At 48.9% G+C, this 23,894-nt stretch carries 26 protein-coding genes; 22 read left to right on the top strand and 4 right to left on the bottom strand.

The genetic code is table 11. The features are described from left to right. The first annotated feature begins 52 nt into the window (after positions 1-52). The 18 genes from M1L66_RS24570 to M1L66_RS24485 all read left to right on the top strand — a co-directional run bounded on the left by M1L66_RS24570 (position 53) and on the right by M1L66_RS24485 (position 19,168). On the top strand, positions 53-1,585 hold the full coding sequence (locus tag M1L66_RS24570; protein WP_187024051.1) for an ABC transporter ATP-binding protein: 1,533 nt from the start codon (positions 53-55) through the stop codon (positions 1,583-1,585). Continuing rightward, entirely contained in the window at positions 1,582-2,667 is a 1,086-nt protein-coding gene (locus M1L66_RS24565; RefSeq protein WP_187024052.1) for an ABC transporter permease, read from the top strand. Before M1L66_RS24570 ends, M1L66_RS24565 begins: the two co-directional genes overlap by 4 nt. Beyond that, complete coding sequence (locus tag M1L66_RS24560) at positions 2,664-3,593, top strand: ABC transporter permease (RefSeq protein WP_187024053.1); 930 nt, start codon at positions 2,664-2,666, stop codon at positions 3,591-3,593. Before M1L66_RS24565 ends, M1L66_RS24560 begins: the two co-directional genes overlap by 4 nt. Before the next feature lie 152 nt (positions 3,594-3,745). Beyond that, a complete protein-coding gene (locus M1L66_RS24555) occupies positions 3,746-4,447 on the top strand; it encodes a ribulose-phosphate 3-epimerase (protein ID WP_187024054.1) in 702 nt (233 codons plus the stop codon). A gap of 48 nt (positions 4,448-4,495) precedes the next feature. Continuing rightward, a complete protein-coding gene (locus M1L66_RS24550; protein ID WP_187024055.1) occupies positions 4,496-5,527 on the top strand; it encodes a LacI family DNA-binding transcriptional regulator in 1,032 nt (343 codons plus the stop codon). A gap of 37 nt (positions 5,528-5,564) precedes the next feature. Then, entirely contained in the window at positions 5,565-6,011 is a 447-nt protein-coding gene (rpiB, locus tag M1L66_RS24545; protein WP_187024056.1) for a ribose 5-phosphate isomerase B, read from the top strand. Between the two features lie 278 nt (positions 6,012-6,289). Continuing rightward, positions 6,290-7,192 (top strand): carbohydrate ABC transporter permease, encoded by a 903-nt coding sequence (locus tag M1L66_RS24540; protein WP_434688678.1) that lies wholly within the window; start codon positions 6,290-6,292, stop codon positions 7,190-7,192. A gap of 15 nt (positions 7,193-7,207) precedes the next feature. After that, positions 7,208-8,083 (top strand): carbohydrate ABC transporter permease, encoded by an 876-nt coding sequence (locus M1L66_RS24535; protein ID WP_187024057.1) that lies wholly within the window; start codon positions 7,208-7,210, stop codon positions 8,081-8,083. Between the two features lie 35 nt (positions 8,084-8,118). Further along, the gene (locus M1L66_RS24530; protein ID WP_187024058.1) at positions 8,119-9,408 is read left to right on the top strand and encodes an ABC transporter substrate-binding protein; all 1,290 of its coding nucleotides are present in this window, start codon (positions 8,119-8,121) and stop codon (positions 9,406-9,408) included. A 33-nt stretch (positions 9,409-9,441) separates the two neighbouring features. Beyond that, positions 9,442-10,455, top strand: coding sequence for a glycoside hydrolase family 76 protein (locus M1L66_RS24525; protein WP_187024059.1), 1,014 nt, complete (start codon positions 9,442-9,444; stop codon positions 10,453-10,455). Between the two features lie 83 nt (positions 10,456-10,538). Then, positions 10,539-11,639: a GntR family transcriptional regulator gene (locus M1L66_RS24520; RefSeq protein ID WP_002602559.1), complete on the top strand. Its 1,101-nt coding sequence runs from the start codon at positions 10,539-10,541 to the stop codon at positions 11,637-11,639. A 76-nt stretch (positions 11,640-11,715) separates the two neighbouring features. Beyond that, complete coding sequence (locus M1L66_RS24515; protein WP_187024060.1) at positions 11,716-13,008, top strand: glycoside hydrolase family 125 protein; 1,293 nt, start codon at positions 11,716-11,718, stop codon at positions 13,006-13,008. Positions 13,009-13,098: 90 nt separating this feature from the next. After that, positions 13,099-13,278, top strand: a complete 180-nt coding sequence (locus tag M1L66_RS24510; RefSeq protein ID WP_434688677.1) for a hypothetical protein — start codon at positions 13,099-13,101, stop codon at positions 13,276-13,278. 31 nt (positions 13,279-13,309) lie between these two features. Beyond that, a complete protein-coding gene (locus M1L66_RS24505; RefSeq protein WP_187024061.1) occupies positions 13,310-14,707 on the top strand; it encodes a sulfatase-like hydrolase/transferase in 1,398 nt (465 codons plus the stop codon). Positions 14,708-14,785: 78 nt separating this feature from the next. Beyond that, complete coding sequence (locus M1L66_RS24500) at positions 14,786-16,165, top strand: MATE family efflux transporter (protein ID WP_187024062.1); 1,380 nt, start codon at positions 14,786-14,788, stop codon at positions 16,163-16,165. 41 nt (positions 16,166-16,206) lie between these two features. Further along, entirely contained in the window at positions 16,207-17,955 is a 1,749-nt protein-coding gene (locus tag M1L66_RS24495) for a hypothetical protein (protein WP_434688676.1), read from the top strand. 255 nt (positions 17,956-18,210) lie between these two features. Continuing rightward, positions 18,211-18,756, top strand: a complete 546-nt coding sequence (locus tag M1L66_RS24490; RefSeq protein WP_434688675.1) for a PadR family transcriptional regulator — start codon at positions 18,211-18,213, stop codon at positions 18,754-18,756. Between the two features lie 43 nt (positions 18,757-18,799). Continuing rightward, positions 18,800-19,168, top strand: a complete 369-nt coding sequence (locus M1L66_RS24485; RefSeq protein WP_187024065.1) for a DUF4180 domain-containing protein — start codon at positions 18,800-18,802, stop codon at positions 19,166-19,168. Between the two features lie 17 nt (positions 19,169-19,185). On the opposite strand, the gene M1L66_RS24480 is transcribed toward M1L66_RS24485, so the two are convergent. Further along, a complete protein-coding gene (locus M1L66_RS24480) occupies positions 19,186-19,395 on the bottom strand; it encodes a hypothetical protein (RefSeq protein WP_434688674.1) in 210 nt (69 codons plus the stop codon). Positions 19,396-19,458: 63 nt separating this feature from the next. Between M1L66_RS24480 and M1L66_RS24475 the strand changes: the two genes are divergently transcribed. Both M1L66_RS24475 and M1L66_RS24470 read left to right on the top strand, forming a co-directional pair. Next, entirely contained in the window at positions 19,459-19,590 is a 132-nt protein-coding gene (locus M1L66_RS24475; protein ID WP_279288726.1) for a hypothetical protein, read from the top strand. Positions 19,591-19,651: 61 nt separating this feature from the next. Beyond that, positions 19,652-20,047, top strand: coding sequence for a hypothetical protein (locus M1L66_RS24470; protein ID WP_434688673.1), 396 nt, complete (start codon positions 19,652-19,654; stop codon positions 20,045-20,047). Between the two features lie 183 nt (positions 20,048-20,230). Here M1L66_RS24470 and M1L66_RS24465 read toward each other — a convergent pair whose 3' ends face one another. From M1L66_RS24465 to M1L66_RS24455, 3 genes are all read right to left on the bottom strand, one after another. Beyond that, on the bottom strand, positions 20,231-20,419 hold the full coding sequence (locus M1L66_RS24465; protein WP_432764203.1) for a cysteine-rich KTR domain-containing protein: 189 nt from the start codon (positions 20,417-20,419) through the stop codon (positions 20,231-20,233). Between the two features lie 38 nt (positions 20,420-20,457). Next, the gene (locus M1L66_RS24460) at positions 20,458-21,438 is read right to left on the bottom strand and encodes a serine hydrolase domain-containing protein (RefSeq protein ID WP_434688672.1); all 981 of its coding nucleotides are present in this window, start codon (positions 21,436-21,438) and stop codon (positions 20,458-20,460) included. A gap of 901 nt (positions 21,439-22,339) precedes the next feature. Further along, complete coding sequence (locus M1L66_RS24455; RefSeq protein ID WP_235622266.1) at positions 22,340-22,390, bottom strand: hypothetical protein; 51 nt, start codon at positions 22,388-22,390, stop codon at positions 22,340-22,342. Between the two features lie 541 nt (positions 22,391-22,931). Here M1L66_RS24455 and M1L66_RS24450 point away from each other — a divergent pair. Then, a complete protein-coding gene (locus tag M1L66_RS24450) occupies positions 22,932-23,525 on the top strand; it encodes a type IV toxin-antitoxin system AbiEi family antitoxin domain-containing protein (RefSeq protein WP_434688671.1) in 594 nt (197 codons plus the stop codon). A 94-nt stretch (positions 23,526-23,619) separates the two neighbouring features. Beyond that, on the top strand, positions 23,620-23,865 hold the full coding sequence (locus M1L66_RS24445; protein WP_434688670.1) for a nucleotidyl transferase AbiEii/AbiGii toxin family protein: 246 nt from the start codon (positions 23,620-23,622) through the stop codon (positions 23,863-23,865). Positions 23,866-23,894: the final 29 nt, after the last annotated feature.

Below are 23,894 nucleotides of genomic sequence, written 5' to 3'. Positions count from 1 at the left end.
AGCGTCTGATAGACGGGCGCTAAATGCTCATAGCCAGGAGAGGGGTAGCGATATGGAATATGCAATTGAATTAAAGGAACTGACGAAACGGTTCAACCAGTTTACGGCCAACGATAAGATTTCTTTTTCCGTAGAAAAGGGAGAGATCCATGCGCTGGCAGGGGAAAACGGCGCGGGTAAGACGACTCTGATGAATATGATCTACGGTCTCTATACGCCGACCTCAGGAGAATTACGGATCAACGGGGAGCAGGTTAAATTCACCAGCTCAAGAGATTCCATTGCCAAAGGCATTGGCATGGTGCATCAGCATTTCATGCTGGTTCCAAAGCTTACGGTGGCGGAAAACATCATCGCGGGCCAGGAGACCGGATCGGCGCTTAAGCTGGACCGGAAGACGGCGGAAAAGCAGATTGCCGAGCTGTCCGATCAGTACGGTCTGAAGATTGATCCGGCGGTGAAGGTCGGCGATCTGTCAGTGACCATGCAGCAGAGGGTGGAGATTTTGAAGGTATTATACCGCCGCGCGGAAATTCTCATCTTTGACGAGCCCACGGCCGTGCTGACACCACAGGAGATCGATGAGTTCTGCGATATTCTGTTAAAGCTCAAACAGCAGGGAAAGACGATTCTTTTCATCAGTCATAAGTTAAACGAGGTCATGAAGATATCGGATCAGGTAACAGTAATCCGGCTTGGCAAGGTGATCGGAACGGTGAAGACCAGTGAGACCACGCCGGAGGAACTGACCCGGATGATGGTGGGACGAGATATCTCCCTGGGAGGAGGCGCCCGCGAGGAGATGAAGGCACCGAGGGAGATATTAAAGATTGACCATGTGTCTTATAAGAACAGCAAAAACATTAAGAAGGTGGATAACTTAAGCCTTTCCGTGAAAGCTGGAGAGATTTTGGGAATCGCCGGAGTGGACGGCAACGGCCAGGAGGAACTGGTGGAGATGATCTGCGGACTGCGGAATATGGATGAAGGCGATATCCGCCTCGACGGAGAATCCATTAAAAACCGTCCTACGGGAATGGTTCAGGATATGGGAATCGGATATATCCCGGAGGACCGCCACAAAGACGGACTGGTACTGGATTTCTCCATTGCGGAAAATGTGATTCTCGGACAGCACAGGAAACCTTTGTTTGCGAAGCACGGGCTGATCATGAAGAAAAAGGAGATCGGGGAGACGGCGGAGAGTTTAAGGGAACAGTTTGATATCCGGTGCTCCGGTGTAGATTCGGCAGCGTCCACGCTGTCCGGCGGAAACCAGCAGAAGATCGTAATTGCAAGAGCTATTTTCCGAGGACCGAAGGCAATCCTGGCGGTTCAGCCCACCAGAGGCCTGGACGTAGGAGCGATAGAATACATACACAAGGCGCTGGTGGAGCAGAGAAACCAGGGAAAGGCCGTGCTGCTTTTATCATTGGAGCTGGATGAGATTCTGTCCTTAAGCGACCGGATTGCGGTTATTCATAAAGGAAAAATTGTGGGAATCGTAGATGCCCATAAGACAACGAGAGAAGAACTGGGGCTCATGATGCTGGGGCATGTGACCGGAAAGGAGGAGGAAGCATGACGAAGGAGAAGAAGAACGAAAAAAAGAAAGATGGCTTAAACGGTGTGCTGATGCAGGTCGCCATTTCCATTATTTCGATCGTATTTGCTTTTCTGGTAGGAGGAATTATCATAGCAGCCATGGGCGAGAACCCATTTAAAGCGTATTCTGTGCTGATTAAGGGCGCCGTGGGAACACCGGTGGCGCTGACGGTTTCCTTAACCAAGACAGTGCCGTTAATCTTAACCGGTCTCGCCGTGGCGGTAGCTCAGAAGAGCCGCGTGTTCAATATCGGTGCCGAGGGGCAGCTCCTGGTGGGCGCGTTTGCCGCCGGCTACGTAGGCTTCACCTTCCACCTGCCTGCGCCTCTTCACATTCTGCTCTGTCTGGCGGCAGCCGTGATTGCAGGCATGTTCTGGGCGTTTATTGCTGCATTTTTAAAGTATTCGAGAAATGTTCATGTGGTGATCGCAACCATAATGCTGAACTATATTGCGACTTCTCTGGTTCAGTATTTTGTCTGCGGACCGTTCAAGGAGCCGGGGGCTACCTTTAATGCGACATCGGCGATTGCCGAGACGGCGAAGCTGCCGCAGATTCTGCCGCGGCCGCTGTCTTTAAACCTGGGATTTGTCATTGCGCTGGTAATGATTGCCGCATGCTGGTTTTTGCTTAATAAGACGACTACCGGATATGAGATGAGAGCGGTCGGTTCCAATCCAAACGCCAGCCGCGTGGGTGGAATCAATATTAAGAAAAACATGTTCATGGCTCTGGTTTTAAGCGGCGCGCTGGCCGGACTGGCAGGCGGAATCGAGGTATCGGGAAGTTTATACCGTGTGATGGAGGGCTTTTCTCCGGGATACGGCTTCAATGGAATTCCCGTTGCCATGATGGCAAACGGCAATCCCATTGCAATTTTCTTCTCAGCCTTTCTCCTGGGAGCCATGAGAAACGGTGCGCTGGCTATGCAGATTCAGCTGGGAATCTCCCAGGATATCGTGGATATTATTCAGGGTCTGGTTATTATCTTCCTGGGCTGTGATTATATGATCCGTTACTACATAAACCATGTACGTCTCGAAAGGAGGAAACTGGCATGACAGGAATGATCTCGATTCTACTGTTGTCAACCCTTCGGATGGGGACGCCTCTCGCCCTTACTGCTCTCGGCGGTACGATGTCCGAGCGTTCCGGTGTTACCAACATTGGTCTGGAAGGAATTTTAACCGCCGGCGCCTTTGCCGCGGTCGTGGGCAGTTATTTCACCGGAAATCCCTGGATCGGCGTTCTCTGCGCGGTCGTTATGGGGATTGCCATTTCAGCGATTCACTCGTTTATCGCGGTAACAGCCGGCGGCGCCCAGAATATCAGCGCCATGGCCCTCGTCATGCTGGCCAACGGTTTTTCCGCAGTGGGATTAAATGCCATCTTTAAGAGTGCAGGCAACTCGGCCCAGGTAAACGCCCTGCCGACCACGCCGATCCTGGCGTACATACCGGTCGTGGGAGAGTTTTTAGCCAAGCTTTCACCTTTCGTTTATATTGCATTTATTATGCTGTTTGTGGTCTGGTATATTTTGAAGCACACGCCGCTGGGACTTCGCATCACCATGGTGGGCGAGCAGCCGAAGGCGGCGGAGACAGCGGGAATCAGCGTTGCGAAGATACGGTACTTCTCCGTACTGGCGTCAGGCTTCTTAGGCGGATTGGGCGGTGCTTACCTGTCTCTCGGGCAGATGAATCTCTATCAGGACGGAATGGTTTCTGGTCGTGGTTATCTGGCGCTGGGTGCAGTAATCATGGGGAAATGGAACCCGGTGGGAGCATTTTTCTCTGCTATGTTCTTCGGTTTATTTGAGGCAATCCAGATATATGTTCAGATGATACCGAATTTCCCGGTGCCTCACGAGTTTATTGAAATGATTCCGTATGTAGCCAGTCTTATCGTTCTGGCCGGCTTCATCGGAAAGGCGGAGGGACCGGCCGCCAACGGCAAACCGTATTCCCGGTTCGTAAATTTAAGGTAAAGAATCAGCCGTGCGGCAGTTTGCATGGAAAAGTGTGTTATCCGTGCTTCTTGTTTTCGTGTTGTTTGAAAACATGAAGATGCACGGCTGAACAGGTACGAAAGCGGGCCGGCAGTGCCCGCTTAAGTGCTTATAAGAAGGAGGGAAAAACAATGAGACAAGGGGATCTGATCGTTAATCCTACACTGGCCTGCGGGAATCCCTTGAATTTTAAGGAAGATTTAGATATACTTGAGAAAACAGGAATTAAGATTCTGCATATCGACATTATGGATGGCCATTACGTGCCGAATCTCTGCTTCGATACCGGGATGGTTGGGCGAATCCGGAAAAACTACTCGTTTCTTCTGGATGTCCACTTAATGGTGACGAATCCGGAGGCCTATATCCAGCCGCTTGCGGCGGCCGGAGCGGATTATGTAAGCTTTCATTTTGATGCGACCCATTTTCCGATCCGAATGCTGAATCAGATACGGGAAAACGGCATGAAGGGCGGCGTGGTGCTGAATCCTGCTCAGTCACCTGAGCTGCTTGCAGGGACGCTTCCTTACCTGGATTTTGTACTGGTGATGGGCGTGGAACCCGGATTTTCCGGTCAGAAGTTCCTGGAGGGAACCGTGGAAAAGGTGAGAAAGCTTAAGAGTATGCGGGAGCAAATGGGGCTTTCCTATCTGATCGAAGCCGACGGCGGCGTGGATCGGGAGAATACCGTTACCCTGTTAAAGCAGGGGGCGGATATCCTGGTGTCGGGGGCGTTTGGTGTGTTTGAAGGAAGAAATGGGCTCGAACAGGACTGCAGGGAGTACCAGGAACTGGCGCTTAGGGCAGCCGGAGAGAAGCAGATGGATTTATAAGTAACGGAATTTATCATAAGCAGCAGACAGACGAAGGGGGGAAATGGTGTGGCGACAATTAAAGATATTGCAAGAGTAGCGGGCGTGTCTACAGCGACCGTGTCCATGGTCTTAAACGGAAAGGACTGCATTACCAAAAAGACGAAAGAGAAGGTGATGGCGGCCGCCAGGGAAGTGGACTATATCCCGAGTATTGCGGCCAAATCGCTGAAGACGAATCGCAGCTATACCATAGCCCTTTTTGTAGGAGATATCGCAAACCCGTTTTTCCCGGAGATTATAAAGGGGGTGGAGGCGGCAGCCAAGGACCGGAATTACAGCGTCATAATCTATGACCTGTCCGGGCAGGATCAGGACTTTGTGGAGCAGATCGATAAGGCGGCCAGCCAGAAGGTGGATGGCTTTTTTATCACCGGCAGTACGCGGATCTCAGAGGAAGCAAAGAAGAGACTTTTAATGATCGCGGACTCGGGCATCAAGATGATATCCTGCAACCGGTTTATGGAATGGGGCGAATTCCCGTTAATCTATACCTCCGAGGGAGAACAGGTGGACGGCCTGCTGAGCAAGCTGGCGGCGCTGGGCCATAAGCATATTGGCTGTATCTCCGGCTATCCGGAATACTGGGTGGCGGAGCGAAGGGAAGATTTCTACCGGAAGACGCTGGAGCAGTACGGTTTATACCATCCGGAGTATATCGTGAACGGCGGTTTCTTCATAGAAGATGGTATCCGCAGCACAAAGAAGCTCTTAAAGGAACAGCCTCAGATTACGGCTGTGATGTGCGTAAATGATACCCTGGCAATTGGCTGTAATGCGGCCGCCAGAGAACTGGGACTTAAGGTTCCGGAGGACTTGTCCATATTCGGCGTGGATGGCGTGGAGTGTCTGAAATATTTTGCGCCGCAGATTACAACAGTGGATACCCATCGGTATGAGTATGGCTACAAGGGAACCGTCAGGCTGATCGAGCTGATCGAGGACGACGGGAGCAGGAAGCAGGAACTGCTGGAGACCATGGTATGTTCCTGTTCCATTCAGCAGGGAGATACGATTGCCCCTCCGAGAAAAGAAAATTAGAGAATCGTAAATCGATAAAGAAAGGCTGGATTAAAGCATGAGAATAGGAATTGGATGTGACCACGGCGGTTATGAGATGAAGGAAGAACTGAAAAAAAGGCTGACTGCCGCCGGCCACACAGTTGCAGATAAAGGAATTTACAGTGTCACCGAAGTGGATTATCCGGACATAGCCGTGGAGACGGCCAGGGGAGTTGTGGACAAGGAGTATGACTGCGCGGTTCTGGTGTGCGGAACAGGGATTGGTATGAGCATTGCGGCCAACAAGGTGGATGGTATCCGCGCCGCGCTTGTGACCGATACGTTTTCGGCCAGGATGGCGAAGGAGCATAACAATGCCAACATCATCACGCTGGGAGCCAGAACGGTGGGAATCGAGCTGGCGTGGGAGCTGGTAAACGCGTATCTGGGAGCGGAGTTCCTTGGGGGCAAGCATCTGGTGCGGGTTGAGAAGATTATGGGGCTGGAAGGAAAAGCAGAATAAAGAATAATTGTCTGAAAAATCAGGTAAAGAATGCACTGCAGGCCAGACTGCGGCAGCTTTTTTACCTGATTTTTTTTAATTTTAATTTTGGATAAAGTGCGAGGTCAGAATTCATAAATTTATTTTAAATGATATGAATGATATAAAAAATATAAACGATATAATAAATATTGACTTTGATATATGACAATGCTATATTATATTTAAATGAAACAGCTGCTGTATAGAAATATACCATCTATTTGGAACATTTTACCATGAGAGAAGGGGGAGGTATTTTGAATTACATAAAAAATGATGAAAGAAGAAGGAACAGGCACGGATTTGGAAATCAGAATGTTATGGGAAGAGTCTTTACTGCACCGCCGGTTCTTCTGTTTTTCTTATTCACCTTTATTCCGATTATTATGGCGGTGGTGATCAGCTTTACCGACTACGATATTGTGAACGCGCCCCGGTTTGTGGGGCTGTACAATTACAGGAAGATGATAAATGATGAATTTTTCTGGATTGCCCTCAAGAACACGTGCGTATATACGCTGCTGTATGTGCCGGGCGGCCTGCTCCTTTCTCTGGGAGCGGCCCTGTACTTAAATGTAAACCGGAAGTTCGTGAGTGTCTTCCGGACGTTTTTTTATCTGCCGGTGCTTTCCTCCACGGTGGCGACCGCCACACTGTGGTTCTGGATTCTGAATCCGCAGCTGGGCCTGTTGAACGGAGTTCTGGAGCTGTTTGGCATTTCGGGGCCTGCCTGGCGCTACGACAGCCGGTGGGCCATGCTGGCCGTGGTTATGATGAGTCTCTGGGCGGGATTCGGGACAAATATGATGATCTTCTTATCCGGTTTGAAAGGGGTATCCCAGTCTCTGTATGAGGCCGCCAGAGTAGAAGGCGCCAACCGGTGGCAGATTTTTACGCACATCACATGGCCGTCCATCTCCAAGACCACGTTTCTGGTGACGACGATGCTGATTATCTCCAGCTTTCAGGTGTTTGACCAGGCGTTTATCCTGACGAGAGGAGGCCCTGGCAACGCCACGATCACACTGGTCTATTACATTTATAACAATGGCTTCAATAATCTGAATATGGGCTACGCCTCCAGCATTTCCATGGTCCTGTTTCTGATTATCCTGGTGTTTTCCGTATTGAATACCAGGCTGAACAATGCGGATATTTAAGAGAGGAGGAAGAAGATGAACAGCCGTGAAGTGAAAAGACGTACAAAGAGTATTTTATGGTATACGGGAGCGGTCCTGATATCTCTTGCCACCGTGTATCCGTTCCTGTGGATGGTATCCACATCGTTTAAGCCGGAGGCGGAGATTTACTCCAACTCCCTGTCCCTGCTGTCCTCGAAATTTACACTGTCCAATTATGCGAAGGTATTCAGAACCATGCCGTTTGCCAGGTATTTTATGAATTCCTTTATCCTGGCGGCCAGCGGTGTGGCGACAAACTTATTCTTCGGTGCGCTGGCGGGATACGGGTTTGCAAAGCTTAAATTTCAGGGTAGAAAGGTGTCGTTTCTGATCCTGCTGTCGTCGATGATGATCCCGGCGGTCGCCACCATGATTCCTCAGTTCCTTGTTTTAAAATTCTTTCCTCTGGTGGGAGGCAACAACTTATTCGGACAAGGCGGAAACGGTTTTATCAACAGCTACTTTGCCATCATCATTCCGGGAGCGGTAGGGGCATTTGCAGTATTTTTTATGAAGCAGTTCTTCGAGACTCTGCCGGACGAGCTGGCCGAGGCTGCCAGAGTCGATGGCTGCGGAGAGTTTAAGATATTCACGAAGATTTACTTTCCGCTGATCAAGCCTGCGGCCATTACGCTGGCGATCATGACATTCCAGTCGGGCTGGAACAGCTTTATGTGGCCTCTCATCGTGCTGAACTCCGATAAGATGAAGACGGTTCAGGTGGGGCTGGCCACGTTTCAGTACCAGTATGATACCCAGTACGGCCCGCTGATGGCAGGCACGGTGATCGCCACCCTGCCCATGGTCCTGCTGTTCTTATTTGCGCAGAAATACTACGTGGAAGGAATTGCCTTCAGCGGAGGAAAATAAATAATATTCAAACCAGAAAAAAGGAGAAAACGAATATGAAAAAGTTAATGGCGGCCGTTTTGACGGCCACGGTAGCGACAGGTCTGCTGGCCGGATGCAGCACGGGCAACGGCGGAAATGGTGAGAAGGGCTCTGAGGCGGCTGGAAAGCAGGAAGTGACCATGTGGGGCTCCATGAGCGGCGACGCAGTGGAGTACATCAACCAGATGACTGAGAACTACAACAATTCCCAGGAGAAGTACCACGTGACATACGCAGTACAGGACAGTATGGAGGAGAAGTTAGTAACCGCCATCGCCGGAGGGGACGTGCCGGACATCGTTATGTGGGATCGTTTTACCACGGCAACATACGCCGCAAAGGGAGCGTTTATGCCGCTGGATGACTACATAGCCGGCGACAAGGTGGATATGGATCAGTTTTACCAGCCCACAGTCGAAGAAATGAAGGGAAACGACGGCAAACAGTATGGCGTTCCCCTGACGGTGGATACGAGAATTCTCTTCTATAATAAGGACCTCTTAAAGGAAGCCGGAGTGAATCCGGAGGAAATCAGTACGTGGGATGCCTTAAAGACCGCCGCAGCGGCACTTACAAAGAGAGATGCAGGCGGAAAGCTGGAGCAGTCCGGTTTTTCCCTGTCGGATCCGGGGCTTTTCAATAACTGGATTCTCCAGGCGGGCGGAAAGATGGTGGATGATACGGTGACGCCACCGGTTACCGCATTCAATTCCGAGGCGGGACTGGCTGTGCTGAATTACTGGGATGAACTGCTGAATCAGGAGAAGGTCTATGATCTGGGCTTCGAGGATGGCTTCGGGGGTAACGGCTTTAAGGCAGGCAAGGTAGCCATCTGCTTCAACGGGCCGTGGGCGCTCAAATCCTTAGATGAGTCGGGAATCTCCTACGGTGTACTGGAACAGCCCGAGGGACCCGGAGGAGTGCGGTCCGCGATTATGGGCGGATTCGGCCTGGTAATTCCGAGCAAGGCAAAGAATCCGGATGCCGCCTGGGACTTCATCAAATGGTGGACGACACAGCCGGAAAACGGCGTGGAATTTGCGAAGCTCAGTGCCAATCTTCCAGCCAATAAAAACGCGGCGGCAGACGATTACTTCATGAACGACGAGATTTTATCCGTATTTTCCAGGACCATGCTGTATGCTACGACGAGAATGCCGGTTCCGGGATACTCCGATGTGGAAGGTCTGGCACTTCGGCCGCAGCTGGATCTGTTTGTGGGCGGAACGCTCTCCGCAGAAGAGGCTCTGGCCACGGCTCAGAAACAGGGCGATAAGATTTTGGCGGAAGCAGCTTCTAAATAACGCTTCCCGCGAGAATAAAGAGGAGACAGAACGATGGCAAACTTAAACGATGCATTAAACCTGGCCCAGGAAGCGCTGGAGCGCTGTTACTGGGATGAAGAGAAGCAGTATTATGAGCACCATTTTCCGAGAAAAGAGGAGGAAGCCTTTGTATACTGGTGGCATGCCCATACGGTAGACGCCCTGCTGGACGGATACTTACGCACCGGGGATGGCGTATACATGGAACGGATCAGGAAGGAGCTGACCGGCACCTGGAACGCCAATCACCAGACCTTTCTCCACAACTGGTATGACGACATGGAGTGGATCGCCCTGGCGCTTCTGCGTCTCTGGGATGTGACAGAAAACGACGCATGCAGAGACCAGGTATTTACGATCTGGGAAGATGTGAAGACGGCCTGGAACGATCATATGGGCGGCGGACTGGCCTGGCAGAAAAAGCAGCTGGATTATAAAAATACGCCTGCCAACGCACCTGCGGCGATCCTGGCATTCCGTTTATATCAGAGATTTGGAAGGCCAGAGGATTTGGAGTGGGGCGAGCGGATATTTCAGTGGAATTTACGCCATCTGGTGGATCCTGACAATGGATTTGTCTGGGACGGAATCAACCGGCTGGGCGACGGAAAAGTAGATTATGAGTGGGAGTTTACGTACTGTCAGGGCGTATTTATGCAGGCAGCTTTGGAGTACTACCATATCACAAAGGATGAGGCGTATTACGAGATGGCGCTTGCCACCTTTCGGGAGGCAAAACGGAGGCTGGCCGACAGCCACGGCGGTTTAATCCCATATGAGGGACCGGATGACTGCGGGCTGTTCCGGGGGATTTTCTTCCGTTACTGCTGTGAACTCTATGGGGAGAAGAAAAATGAGCCTGAGATCCGGGAGATGATTCACTTCCACGCGGAGACCGTGGCGAGCCGGGGAATGAACCGGGAGGGGCTGGTCGGCGGCAGCTGGGATGAGCCGAAGACAGGAACTGTGGATCTGGCCCAGCATCTGAGCGGAATCATGGTGATGGAGATGGCGGCAAGGTGCTGACCAGGGAGCGGGAGCCGTTTGACTCCTGTAAGGACACATGGTATTATATAAATGATATATCATTGTGAAGAATGGAGGAAGTCATGAAGGGAAAGCCATTATATGAAAGAATTTATCTGGAGATATTAAATGACATACGGTCAGGGAAGTATGAGACCGGTGTGCGGCTCCCTTCTGAGAAAGAACTGTGTGGAATCTATAATGTGAGCAGGATAACAGGAAAAAAGGCGATGGATATGCTGGCGGAGCGGAACATTATCATTCGGATGCCGGGGAAGGGATCGTTTGTCAATGACTCCTGGGAGCAGGCGGCAGAGTCGCTTCCACAGGAGACAAAGACGGATTCTCCGGTGATCGGTGTGATCATGGACGGTTTTGGCGGCAGCTACGGGTATAAGCTGATTCTGGGAATTGAGAAGACCTGCAGGGAACTGGGATATTACATGGTGCTTCACTGTACCAATGGCAGCAGGGAAGAGGAGAGCCGGGCAGTGGACCGGATGCTTTCCCTGGGCGCACAGGGAATCATCATCATGTGTGTGCACGGAGAGAATTTTAACTCGACTGTGCTGAAACTGGCGGTGGAGGAGTACCCCATCGTACTTTTAGACCGGAGGCTGAAAGGCGTTCCGGTATCGTACGTGGGGACGGACAACCAGAAAGCGGCCAGGGAACTGACGGACTGGCTCCTGGACCAGGGCCATCGGAATATCTGCTTTGCGTCCCACTGCGGAGTGGACACCCCTACGATCGCAGACCGTCATCTGGGCTTTCTGGACAGCCATTTAGAACACGGTCTGACCACGAATGAGTCCATGTGGCTGACGGATTTAAAGGCGACGCTGCCGTCCCACCGCACGGAGGAATCGCTCCGCGAGGACTATGATAAGGTGAAGGCATTTATCGGAAGCCATCCGGATATCACGGCATTTTTCGCGGTGGAATACGATATTGCCAGAATCATCCGGAGTTCTCTCGTGCAGCTGGGCGTGGAGGAGAAGTATACGATTGTATGCTTCGACGGCTATGACAATATAACCGGGGAAGAGGAATTTACCCATATCAGCCAGGACGAGATCGCCATGGGACAGACGAGTGTATCCCTTGTGAGAGATCAGTTAAATGGCAGCCGGAATATCGAGCCGGTGCTGATTCCGTATAAGATTATACCCGCGAGCAATTAGACTGAGACAGTTTTGCAGCCACTAAGATGGGGGGAAGAAAATTTTCAAGAGCACTCACAGGCTGAATGGAGGAAAAATGATAGAGAGACCGGAAATACTGACAGAGACAGCTGACGAGCTGGAAAATTACTATAGTAAAGCGTACCCGCCGCTGGCGCCGCTTGTGAAACCATGTTTTTTAAATACCATTGATACGACAGTAAAGAAGCTGGGGGAAGAGGAGTATTTCGTAATCACCGGAGATATCGAGGCCATGTGGCTCCGCGACTCTTCTTTTCAGGTGATGCACTACGTGCCGTTTGCAGCAAAGGACGAGAAGCTGCGGGCAATTCTGCGTGGCATTATAGGAAAACAGGCGAGTCAGATTTTGACGGATCCGTATGCCAATGCGTTTAACGAGGTTCCGGACGGCAGAGGCCACCAGGATAAAACGCAGTTAAACGACTGGGTATGGGAGCGGAAATACGAGCTGGATTCCCTCTGTGCGCCCCTTTATCTGGCGCATGCCTACTGGAAGGAGACGGGCTGTGCCGATATCTTTACAGAAGAATTTGAACGGATGATGGCCGTACTACTGACGGTGGTAAAAACCGAGCAGGATCATGATAATTCAGCCTATACCTTTGAGCGGTCCGACTGCCCGGAGACCGACACACTTCCGTGCGGCGGACAGGGGAATCCGGTGGGGCGTACGGGAATGTCCTGGTCTGGCTTTCGCCCATCCGATGACTGCTGCACGTATGGCTATCTGATTCCTTCCAATATGATGGCAGTGGTTGCGCTGGGGTATGGTGAGGAGATACTCCGGAAGGTATTAAAGAACATTTCCCTGGCAGAGGAATATGCGAAGACGAGGAAGCAGATCCAGGAGGGAATTGAAGCGTTTGGAATGGTGGAGCATCCGCGCTGCGGGAAGATGTACGCCTACGAGACAGACGGACTGGGCCATTATAATCTGATGGATGACGCCAACTCTCCCAGCCTTTTAGCCATGCCGTACTTACATTACTGCGGCTGTGAGGATGAATTCTATGTCAATACGAGAAAATTCATACTGTCCGGGGATAACCCGTTTTACTATCGCGGCGCCTGTGCGGATGGTGTGGGAAGCCCCCATACGCCGCAGGATTACATATGGCATATCGCGATTGTCATGCGCGCGCTGACCTCGGCTGACCGGGAGGAGATACTGGCCTGCTTAGAGCAGCTGGCCGGAACGCACGCGGGGTTTTACTTCATGCATGAGAGCTTCCACAAAGATGATCCCACCCGGTTTACCCGCTCCTGGTTTGCCTGGGCCAACAGCCTGTTTTCCGCGTTGATGCTGAAACTGAAGGAAGAAGAGTTTTTCGTGTTTGGAGAGAAATAGGATGGTAATATCAACAGAGTTAGTTCGTAAATGAATTGACACGCAGTTTCCCCGGGGAATCTTCTGGTAAAGGACGGAAGCCTTTGCGGTGTGATTGATTTCGGTATAATAGGGACAGGCGATTCTGCCTGTGATTACGCAATGGCCTGGGAGGCAGAACAGAATTTTGCGGCGAAGGCGTACAGATTTCAGCAATGGCTGGAAACGAAATCTGTGCGCTTTTCTGATTGCCGCGGCGGCTTGTGCAGAGCGTGTGCGGGAGAGCGTTAAAACTGTTTGACACTATTTATGGAGGGGAAAGATGGGATTATCAGTTGGAGAGGAAACGAGATTCGGAATGAATCACGCGGCCGAAGAGGGGCCGAAGGAGAGACGGAAAAATGTTATCTGGTTCATCAGCGACCAGCACAGGGGGCAGGCGATGGGAATTCACGGTGATCCCAATGTGTCAACGCCCAACATGGACTGGCTGGCCCGCACCGGCTGTGACTTTGAAATGGCGTATTCCGGCATGCCGCTGTGCAGCCCGTTTCGGGGGTCCATGCTGACAAGCCGCTATCCGCACCACTGTGTGCCGGGCCATGAATATCCGCTGGATCCGAAGCTGCCGACGGTTGCCAGTGTATTCCGGGAACATGGTTACGAGACTCTTTACCTGGGGAAATGGCATCTGGATGGATTTCACGAGAGCGAGGGCAGGGCGGCATTCCATCTCATCCCGAAAGAGCGGAGAGGCGGTTTTGAAAAGTGGCTGGGATATGAGAATAACAACAGTCCATGGGATTCCTATGTACACGGAGCCATGGGTGAGGGCGAGGTGATGAAGAAGCTGGAGGGCTATGAGACCGACGCCCTTACGGCTCTTTTGCTCCAATATCTGGACGAAGACAGGGAACGGCCATTTTTTGCAGTGATCTCGGTTCAGCCGCCCCACGATCCGTTTATTGCGCCGCCTGAATTTATGGGAGGCAGGAGCAGAGGAAGCGTTGAATTCAGGCAGAATGTACCGTCGCTGCAAAAGGTCAGGGACCGGGCGGCCGAAGATCTGGCCGGGTACTATGGAATTATTGAAAATGTGGACTGGAATCTGGGACGGGTGATCGGTAAGCTTCGTGACAGGAAGCTGCTGGAACAGACACATGTCATGTACTTCAGCGATCACGGAGACATGATGGGTTCTCACGGACAGTTCCGAAAGATGACGCCTTACGAGGAAGCGGTGAGAATTCCGTTTTTGATTGGTGGAGAGATTCCGATGGATTACGGTGCAAGGGGCTGCAAGGCGGTGAAGCGGGTGATGATAAACCATGTGGATATCGCCCCGACCACGCTGGGATTGTGCGGCATTGAGAAGCCAGACTGGATGGAGGGCTTTGATTACTCCTTCTGCCGGTTAAACCGGAGCGAAACGCACGACGAAATTCCGGATTCCGTATATCTCCAGTCGGTGGCGCCCAACGGGGGACCGGACAGCGTGGATCAGCCGTGGCGTGGAATCGTGACCCTGGATGGCTGGAAGTATGTGAGATTTCACGGAATGCCGTGGCTTCTGTACCACTTAACGGAAGATCCGCTGGAAGAGGTGAACCTGGCACACAACGGGGAATTTCGGGAAAAACGTCTGGAGCTGGAGGCACGGCTCCGGGAGTGGGAGGAAAAAACCGGGGATTTCGAGAGCTCCCGCATTGTAAGAGATTAAAAAGTATGATATACTTTGGAGACAATTAAGAGACTGTTATAAGGGGGACTGCGGACTCGGATTCCGCAGCATATACAGATGAAAAAATATATTGGAAACAAGGCTTTTTATCGGATGATACTTGCGATCGCGGTGCCGATTATGGTTCAGAACGGCATCACGAACTTTGTGGGGCTTCTGGATAATATTATGGTCGGAATGGTGGGAACGGAGCAGATGTCCGGCGTGGCCATCGTGAATCAACTGATGTTTGTGTTTAATATCAGCATTTTCGGGGCGATTTCCGGCGCGGGTATTTTCAGCGCGCAGTTTTATGGCAGTGGAAATCATGAGGGCGTGCGCCATACGTTCCGTTTTAAGCTTATTTTCAGCGTCCTGATTATCGGCGTGGCGGGCCTTCTGTTTCTGGTATGGGGAGAAAGTTTTATATCTATGTATCTTCACGGTGAAGAGGATGCGGCGGGGCTGGCTCTGGCGCTGGATCAGGGGCGCAAGTACATGCTGGTCATGATTCTGGGGATGATTCCATTTGGCATCGAGCAGGTTTACACCAGCACCTTAAGGGAGTGCGGAGAGACGGTTATCCCCATGAAAGCGGGAATCGTGGCCGTTCTTGTGAATCTCGTCTTAAACTATATCCTTATTTTTGGAAAGTTCGGCGCACCGGTGCTGGGCGTAGTAGGCGCGGCGGTAGCTACCGTGATATCCAGATTTATCGAGGCAGGGATTGTCATTCGATGGACGCACTGCCATAAAAAGAAGAATCCATTTATCACAGGGGCGTATCGCAGCCTGTACATACCCGGAAGTCTGGTGAGGCAGATCGTTATCAAGGGGATGCCCCTGATGGTCAACGAGGTTCTGTGGGCCGGCGGCATGGCGACGTTAATGCAGTGTTACTCTGTGCGCGGACTGGCGGCAGTGGCGGGAATCAATATTTCCTCCACCATCGGAAATGTATTCAATGTGGTGTATCTCGCCTTAGGCAACTCGGTGGCCATCATCATCGGCCAGCTGCTGGGGGCAGGAAAGATGGACGAAGCACGGGATACGGATACGAAGCTGATTGCATTTTCCGTGTGTCTCTGCCTTGGAATCGGCGCTGTGCTGGCGCTTCTGGCCCCTCTGTTCCCGATGATTTACAATACGACGGATGAAGTGAAGGCGCTGGCGACGGCATTTATCCGGGTGATTGCGCTGTATATGCCGATGGGGGCATTTCTGCACGCGTCGTATTTTACCCTGCGTTCCGGCGGGAAGACGATTGTGACCTTTGTCTTTGACAGCGTGTTCATGTGGGTGGTCAGCATTCCGTGCGCCTACGTGCTGAGCCGCTACACGGCGGTGCCGATCGTTCCCCTCTATTTCGCATGCCAGATGATCGAGATTATTAAATGCGTGATCGGGTATGCGCTGGTGAAAAAGGGGATATGGCTGCAGAATATTGTGGAGGCGTAGTACTGCAGCCGGAAACAAGAGAATGGGAGGGGGGAGGTGAATTGAAAAAACTCAGGATCATATTTTCTATACTCATACTTTCAACAGTACTGTCAGCCAGCAGTCAAAATGTATTGGAAAAAGACGACTATTTTTGGAATAAAGCGGAAAAAAGCAGGGATGAATTTTATAATTCTTTAGAGGACAACGAAGAATGCCAATTGTGGGAAGATGCTGTGGCCAAGGTGCAGCAATATCTGGTCCCGGGCGAATCTCTGGAAATTGATTGGATCAAAGAGAGAGATGACACGTTTCCACAGTCCGGTTCTGCGGTTCTTGACTGCACCAGATGGACTCCCAACGGAAATTTCCTGATTTTTCAGGTCTGGGTTACCGTGAAAGAAGACCGGGAAATAGTCTGTTCCAATAACTATCTTAATGAGCTTTTTCGACAGTATGCCTATATGCAGGAGTTGGAAATCAGCAGCCCGGAAGTACGCAGCCCTTATGGTGCGTCTGATTATATCGACAGATATGCCAGTGATCTATTCATTACTTATAAGAATCAGGGAGATTTGCCCACATGTATGGAAGCGTTCTCATCTGCCTGCCTGGAGCTAAAAGAGTTTTTTACTGTTTTGCCGCAGGAGATCAGCCTGAATGTGAGGTTTGTGCAAGGGGACAATGAGACAGGGCTGTTTTATTTTTGTAATTATTATCCTGTTTATACGATTAATTTTTCATCTGTTACAAAAGAGTCGCTGCGGGAATTGTCTGATCAGGTTCAACGTGAGAATCTTAAGGTAATGAAAACTTTGCGGCCGAAGCTGTATCAGAGTGTTCAGACAGGCAGTGAGGCGGCCTGGGCGGATTATATTGAACCATACCGAACACCGGGATTTACATATTGTACCGTTTACATGGGCCTGCCGGAATCCTATTGGTCATGGTCTTACAGGGAAGCCCATCAGAACAGTGTGTTGGAATATGATGAATTTTATAAACAGTATAGAAAACAGCTTGAGGAGAATGGCGGGGCGGTTTCTGCGTTTACTTCAGAGAGTTACCAGAAATACAATTTTGTCAGTTCCGACTCAGTGAGAACGCGTTTTGCTGATCATATGTTCCAGGGCGGCAGGGCCATCAGCACGGATATGTACACGATCAGACAGCCTTATGGCTTTCTTTACGCATACGAGGAATCCGTATCGATGGATATGATTCTCCCGGATATTCGTAAGTCTCCCTGTCAGGATATGGAGATTCCGGAAATTCGGGAAGCGGACAGAGGCCGTTTTTATCTCCTGTTTCTCAGAAGGCCGGCAGGGGAAGAGGACTCGCTGGAAGAACTGTTAAAACAGGAGCGTGTAAAGGCACGTCTGGCGCCAATCCTGAGGGAGGATGTTCTCTGGGATGAAACCGGAAGCCATCAGAGTGATTATCACAAATTCAACTATGCAAAAGGAGAAACCAGGCTCCGCTACACTTCGGTTTACATGCCTCAGATGGAAAGGGATGAGAACTTTGTATATCTGCTGGTATTTGAGGAGTTTAAGGACAGCGAAGTTTCTCAGAGCCTTTATAAAATGGGGGAACAGATGGTGGACACCTTTGTGATGCTTCCTTACCGGTATCAATGCAGGAAGGGAGATACGCTGGAACGCATTTCCCGGCTTTATACGGGAAGCGGCAAACATGTTCTGGATTTATGTAATAATCCTCTGAATCAGATTACAGACCCGGATCTTATATTGGAGGATGCATATATAGAGATTCCGTTATATCTGCTTCTGAAGCGGAGCGTGTATTAATTAGGGAGCGGAGGGAAAGCAGCAGGACGGTTTTCTGTCATTAGGATGGAAGACGTTTGGCTGCTTTTTTCGTGATGCGTGTGGGGAGAGTAGGAGATAAAAATAAAAGGCGTTGACATACTAAGTAATTGTATGTTATAAATAACATATGAAAATAATAACATATAAAATCATTGATGTGTGAACCTAATCAATAATACTTAAAGGCAATAACACCTAAATGCCGTTTCATCATCAAAAAGGAGGATTATTATCATGGTAACAATCGATTACACAATTTTAGGAATGCTGAGCTGGAAGCCAATGACGGGTTACGACATGAAGCGCATGATGCAGGATTCGCCGGTCATGTACTGGTCGGGGAATAACAATCAGATATATAAAGCATTGGTACAGCTTCTTAATATGGGCTACGTTACAAACGAGGTACAGTACCAGGAAAGCGCGCCCAATAAGAAGGTTTATTCAATCACGGACAGTGGAAAGGCGGCACTGGAAGAATGGATTCTGGAGACAGAGCCGGAAATTCCGGAGTTTAAAAAAGCGTTTCTGATTCAGATTTCCTGGGCCGGACTGATGGAAAATGAAAAGATTGACCAACTGCTTGACCGGTATGAGGTCCAGGTCAGAAAGCAGATTGCAATGCGGCAGGAGGAGAAGAGGCGTCAGAAATATTTTCCAAACCGGTCTGAGCAGGAGAAGTATGTATGGGACCAGATCTATGATAATCTGTGCCAGTCCTATGAAGCCGAACTTCAATGGACTGTCCGGTTTCGCAAAGGACTGAAGGCATTGAAATGACGACTGAAAAATGCGTGAAAAGGTGGAAAGGGAGAAATATGGTATGCAGACAGAAATTATAACGATGAATCATGTAAAAGCCGCAGTTATTTACAGCGGGGAATGTATTCTCAGGGACTCACAGTCGGCGCTGGATTTCATTATGAGCATGAAATATGAGACTGGTTGTGAAAGGATTGCGCTAAATAAGAAGGCGATCGCAGAAGAATTTTTCATTCTCAGCACAGGGCTGGCAGGCGAAATCTTGCAGAAGTTTATAAATTATGGGATAAAGTTCGCGGTCTACGGAGATTTTTCCAGATATACAAGCAAGCCCCTGAAGGATTTCATCTACGAGAGTAATCATGGAAAGGATGTGTTCTTTACCACTGACCGGGAAGAGGCGGTAAAAAGGCTTACCGAAATACGGTAAGCCCAGAGAAGCCAGGTCTATCGGATTGCCTTTGCCGGAACGCCTGCGACAACCGCATGATCCGGAATATCCCGGATGACAACGGCGCCGGCCCCCACTATGGTTTCGGCCCCAACCCTGATATCGTCGATGATCGTACATCCGATCCCTAAATATGCTTTTCGGCCGATCTCTGTGTGGCCTGCCATGGCGGCCCTGGGACAGATATTGACAAAGTCTCCGATCACACAGTCACCCGGTATTTAAGCTATCTGCGCGAGCTGGAAGCCTTAGAGAAGAGCCTCAGTCATATGGATCATCTCGACAGCTGTTACTATAAAATGTCGACTCTTTATTACGGAATAAGTGTTACGGAGAAGACTATCGAGTGGTGCCGCCATATACGGGAAGGGAAAGTGCTGAAGGAACTGACTGCGAAATAGGAGCAGGCCAGTATGAATAAGCGAAAGTCCGGTGAGGCGGATCGGGAAATGGGGGAAACTTATGTCAGGAAAGTCACCGAGCGGTGCTTTAAGCCCTTACTATTACAAGGGCGGTTATTTTCACGGAATCCATTATGGAAGCTATTTTGATGATGCGGAGTCTCTGTATAGAATGATTGAGAAAGAGGAGCGTTTTATACTGGAATCTCCGGAACGGCGCAGAATTATGATCGATCTCTATGAGACTTCTTTAACGCCTGAAGTGCTGGAGGCTGTGATGCGGTACATAGGCCGGCTGAGTCCCAGAATCGTAAAACTATCCATTGCCGCGGACAGGAAAAGTCTGAGAGTCTTACGCTGTGCCATGAAAAAGGCGGGAGTATTGGACGACGGGCGATATTATCTGTGCACGGATATGGAAGAAGGGAAGACCTGGCTTGTCAGCGACCATTCATGAACAGAAGGATAGATGGAAGCACTGTGTAAAACGCCGGGGCAGCCATCTGAAGTTTGCAGTAAACTGCATGGATGATTTTGAGAAGGCAATAGGCTGGCTTTTATGATAACCAGATGGCCTGCTCCGGCGGCTGGAGTGCAAAATAGAAAGAGCCGGTAATTCGAAGTTTTATAAACTTCTGAATTATCGGCTCTGCGTCTTTGCGTCTGGCTCTTTTATGATTGTTATTTGAAGCTGTTTTAGATCAATCAGACTTTCCTGTCTGCATTTGGGGCAGTACAGGGGGAAATTCTTTAGTTCGGTGTCATCTCTTACTTTCATTCGTGTCTTGTTCCCACAAATCGGACACAGTAACCACATGGCGTTCGGCATTTACTATCACACTCCTAATCGGAAATTCCATGTCCGGATTATGCAAACATGGGTTCCACACATTCTTTTATGAAGTCCATTCTGTCACCGGTATTTTCTTTGAAAAGAGAAGCGATGGCGATGACAAGCTTTTTCTCCCGGTTGACGTAAATTGTATTACCGCTGTCTCCCATGGCTGCAAATGCATTCTCATCTGCGATCCACCACAGATATCCGTAGGGCAGATTTAACTCCTCCCACCGGCTGTGCTCCCTTGTACTTTCGGCAATCCACTGGGCAGAGACGATCTGCTTCCCCTCCCATTTGCCGCCGTCTAAGTAAAGCTGGCCGATTTTCGCCATGTCCCTGGCCGTGAGTGTCAGCCCCCATCCCGCCGCATGAATTCCCTTCGAGTCCATCACCCAGCCGCTTACGTCTCTGGCATTCATAAAGGCGTAGTGTGCTTCTTCATTTTCCAGGGTTACATTGCCTTTCACCGTAATACCGAGCGGGGCGAAGAGATGTTCCGACGCAAAATCGAGCACGGTTTGTCCGGTTGCCTTTACCAGAATGCCGGACAGGATATCCGGGCCAATAAAGGGTGTATAGCGGAATTTCCCTGCCTTCTCCGGCCCTCCCAATAATTCCAGCGCGGTGCTTACCCAGTCATCCCTTGTAAAATATTCCAGATACGGCTCTTTCTGATGTTTGTACGGGGCAGTCATTGTCATCAGATCCCGAAGCGTTATATCCCGTATCGTTGTTTCCCCTTTGTTGTAATTTTCAACCGGGAAATCCGGGAAAAAGTCCAGCACCTTCTGGTTGACGCTCTGAATTTCCCCTCTGTCGGCGGCGATGCCGATCAGGATAGAAATAATACTTTTTGTTACCGAAAAAATGTTGATGCAGCTGGCGACCGTGCATCCGTTAAAATAGCCCTCGTACTGTGTTTCTCCATTCGTTAGAACAATCATGCCGGCAGTATTACTGTAACGATTATCGATGATCTCTTCCAATGCAGCGATTTTTTCCTGATTCATATTGTTCGTCTCCTTTGTCATTAGGCGCCGTTGTCGGGCAGCCATGATTAAGCACCTTTTATTAGATACCCATTCGTTGTTGTCGTTTCAGCCTGGTTCTGCCTCCTCAAATGATGGGATTACCTCCTCATATCTATAGGGTAAATGCATTAAAAATGTTTTTCAACAACTTTTTTAAAAATTTTATGTTTAGTATCGTGAATAAAGAGGAAAAGGGCACACTTAGCTTTTTAACAGCAGGCATAAAGCCTGCTTCTAAAGAGGGCCGTTTCCCCCACCGTCTGATACCATTTGACACGTATTCCTTCAAATGTTCAGGAGGAAACTGCGTCCCTCAAACGCCGATGATATCCGGCTGGAGGTTCGAAAGAACCAGGGAGATATGCGTCTGCTCCATATTCCAGACCAGGAGAGAGTATGAAATCTATACAGACAAAATTTATTACATTAATATTCAAGCCCGGTAGATGAATTACGGCTGTAGCGAGCCGGCGTACGATGCGGAGGTCATGTTCTCCAGGATTGAACAGTCGGTCAAAACCCTGGCGGGCCGGAATTCACGGTTGTGGTGCTGGATATTAATAACCTGAAAATAATCAATGACCGCTAAGGCCATGAGGACGAAACGCGTCACGGTAGAACCGGAAAGAGAGATATGATTGTTATGGAAAATTTCAACATGAAAGAGATGTCCAAGCCGCTATTGTAGAAGGAGAGTGATTTTATGGCGAAGAAAGCCAATGAATTAAAAGTCAAGAAAAGCACTGAAAAATCGTGATTGACAGATAAATCAAAATTGGTTTATAATAAAGGTACAAAAAAGGCAGTTCACTCCAGCGAGTGGCTTCCAAAAAGTTATGTTTCTACAAAAATAGTCACATTTGCTTTGGACGGCGGGTGACTATTTTTTTGTACCTATAATCATAACGATAAGTACCCCAAACGCAATCATCAAAGAAAGTGTCTCGTCTCATATGTACTCATGTTATACCACCCCCTTTCGGAGATGGAAGTCACCCAGCAGTAGGAACTGCCTGCGTTTATTATACTAAATGGAAATCCGCTTGTAAATGGTATAAGTACAAAGCTATACTTGTTCATGCTATATATTTATAGTAAGATTAACATATCAAAATTAAACGGAGATTTTATCAATGACTAACAAAAATGTTAATACTATCAAAATACTTTTCGTCTGCCACGGCAATATCTTGAAAAGTCCCGGAAAAACCTGTAAAATCAATAGTTTCATGGCAGAGAAAGGCGTTTACTACACCACTACTACACCATTTTTGAAAGAGCCTTGAATGACAAAATAGCAAAAGATGAATGAATTTAATAATTTTGTAGAAATCTAAAATATACTGGATTATACTGCGAATTGGGTGGACATCGTCTACCCAATTTGACAAGAAGATGTATACTTGTTGACTTTCACGCTTTGAAAACGTATAATAATAAGCATAAAAGTCAATAGAAAGTAGAGGATTATTGTGGGAGCAACTGAAGAGATTATTAAGATGGCAAAAGGGAATAATGGAACAGTTACTACTGCAATGGTGGTTGCAGCAGGGTTTTCACGTGGGAATATTAAATACCTTGTTGATAAGGGAATGATAGAGAAATCCTCCCGAGGTATTTACATTTTGCCGGAAGTTTGGGATGATGAAATTTTTAATTTACAGAATCGTTTTAAAAGAGGAGTTTATTCCCACGAAACAGCATTGTTTCTATGGAATTTAACAGATCGAACACCGAACAAATATCACATGACTTTTCCAATGAATTACAATTTGACAAACCCAAAGAAAGAGAATATTCGCTGTGTGCAGTGTAAGAAAGAGATATATGATTTGGGAATACAAGAAGTGACTACACCGGGTGGAAATGCTGTAAGAGCGTATAGTGTAGAACGAACGCTCTGTGATATTTTAAAGCCTCATAGCCATGTGGACATTCAGGTGGTAACAGAAGCTTTTAAGCGTTATGCAGCTAATTCGGATAAAAATATTCCTGTTTTATCTCAACTAGCAAAACTTTTAAAGGTTGAAATAAAACTCAGGTCATATTTGGAGGTACTGTTGTGAAAAATGCAATGCAGTTAAAGGCAAGGTGATAGGATAACTCCAAAAGAAATAGAATATCGGTTTAAACTTCTTGTTAGAAGACAGAAGCATTTCAGTGCTTGCATATAACTTAGAAACAATAATTGCAGAGAAGTTGGAAACTGTGATATCCAGAGGCGATCAAAACACAAGGCCAAGGGATTATTATGATATATACATATTGGCTAAGCTGCAGTATTCCAATATAAAACTTGATCGATTAAAAGAGGCCTTAAGTGCAACAACGGAGAAACGCGGTTCATCAATAGTGGTTAAAGATTATCGTAGAATTGACAGATATTTAAATTGTTTCATTGTTTAAAAGGATTCTTTTTATAAAGGGGAATTAGG

Source organism: Hungatella sp. SB206 (assembly GCF_051132295.1).
GTDB classification, from domain to species: Bacteria; Bacillota; Clostridia; order Lachnospirales; family Lachnospiraceae; genus Hungatella; species Hungatella effluvii.
Note: the sequence above shows the minus strand (reverse complement) of the source record. Positions and strands in the feature narration are given on the sequence as shown.

Bases quoted from the DNA above. Each gene is read 5' to 3' on its own strand.
- M1L66_RS24570 (WP_187024051.1), top strand. From the start codon at position 53: ATGGAATATGCAATTGAATTAAAGGAACTGACGAAACGGTTCAACCAG.
- M1L66_RS24565 (WP_187024052.1), top strand. From the start codon at position 1,582: ATGACGAAGGAGAAGAAGAACGAAAAAAAGAAAGATGGCTTAAACGGT.
- M1L66_RS24560 (WP_187024053.1), top strand. From the start codon at position 2,664: ATGACAGGAATGATCTCGATTCTACTGTTGTCAACCCTTCGGATGGGG.
- M1L66_RS24555 (WP_187024054.1), top strand. From the start codon at position 3,746: ATGAGACAAGGGGATCTGATCGTTAATCCTACACTGGCCTGCGGGAAT.
- rpiB (WP_187024056.1), top strand. From the start codon at position 5,565: ATGAGAATAGGAATTGGATGTGACCACGGCGGTTATGAGATGAAGGAA.
- M1L66_RS24535 (WP_187024057.1), top strand. From the start codon at position 7,208: ATGAACAGCCGTGAAGTGAAAAGACGTACAAAGAGTATTTTATGGTAT.
- M1L66_RS24530 (WP_187024058.1), top strand. From the start codon at position 8,119: ATGAAAAAGTTAATGGCGGCCGTTTTGACGGCCACGGTAGCGACAGGT.
- M1L66_RS24525 (WP_187024059.1), top strand. From the start codon at position 9,442: ATGGCAAACTTAAACGATGCATTAAACCTGGCCCAGGAAGCGCTGGAG.
- M1L66_RS24520 (WP_002602559.1), top strand. From the start codon at position 10,539: ATGAAGGGAAAGCCATTATATGAAAGAATTTATCTGGAGATATTAAAT.
- M1L66_RS24515 (WP_187024060.1), top strand. From the start codon at position 11,716: ATGATAGAGAGACCGGAAATACTGACAGAGACAGCTGACGAGCTGGAA.
- M1L66_RS24505 (WP_187024061.1), top strand. From the start codon at position 13,310: ATGGGATTATCAGTTGGAGAGGAAACGAGATTCGGAATGAATCACGCG.
- M1L66_RS24500 (WP_187024062.1), top strand. From the start codon at position 14,786: ATGAAAAAATATATTGGAAACAAGGCTTTTTATCGGATGATACTTGCG.
- M1L66_RS24490 (WP_434688675.1), top strand. From the start codon at position 18,211: ATGGTAACAATCGATTACACAATTTTAGGAATGCTGAGCTGGAAGCCA.
- M1L66_RS24485 (WP_187024065.1), top strand. From the start codon at position 18,800: ATGCAGACAGAAATTATAACGATGAATCATGTAAAAGCCGCAGTTATT.
- M1L66_RS24475 (WP_279288726.1), top strand. From the start codon at position 19,459: ATGGATCATCTCGACAGCTGTTACTATAAAATGTCGACTCTTTATTAC.
- M1L66_RS24470 (WP_434688673.1), top strand. From the start codon at position 19,652: ATGTCAGGAAAGTCACCGAGCGGTGCTTTAAGCCCTTACTATTACAAG.
- M1L66_RS24465 (WP_432764203.1), bottom strand. From the start codon at position 20,419: ATGCCGAACGCCATGTGGTTACTGTGTCCGATTTGTGGGAACAAGACA.
- M1L66_RS24460 (WP_434688672.1), bottom strand. From the start codon at position 21,438: ATGAATCAGGAAAAAATCGCTGCATTGGAAGAGATCATCGATAATCGT.